Annotated in this window: 1 protein-coding gene; it reads left to right on the forward strand. The window is 65.2% G+C overall.

Annotation, left to right across the window (positions count from 1 at the left end):
- Nucleotides 1–184 (forward strand): hypothetical protein (locus ABG80_RS22295; RefSeq protein WP_160322392.1); only part of this gene is annotated, 184 nt, incomplete at its 5' end.
- Nucleotides 185–273 lie beyond the last annotated feature (89 nt).

Consider the following 273-nt stretch of genomic DNA (forward strand, 5'->3'; position numbering starts at 1 on the left):
GACGGTGAGGGCCTTCTACGGGATCGTAGCTGCTGGCCCGGATGTTGACACGCCGCCCTGGCTGTTCATCCTGGCCAGACACATCGACGCCTGGGACAAGGCCTCGCAGGCCTACATGATGGCCGTGCATCAGCATACTCGGCCTGTCCTCAATGACATGGAGCGCCTCTCCGCGTCGAAGTAAGCCGGGGGGCTGGGGGACACCCCAGTGAGCCCGAAGGGCGTTGCAGAGGGAGGGGTACCCGACCGGTCCACCTTCAAGCCAACCAGCGG

This window comes from Aquabacterium parvum (assembly GCF_001447195.1).
Taxonomy (GTDB): domain Bacteria; phylum Pseudomonadota; class Gammaproteobacteria; order Burkholderiales; family Burkholderiaceae_C; genus Aquabacterium; species Aquabacterium parvum.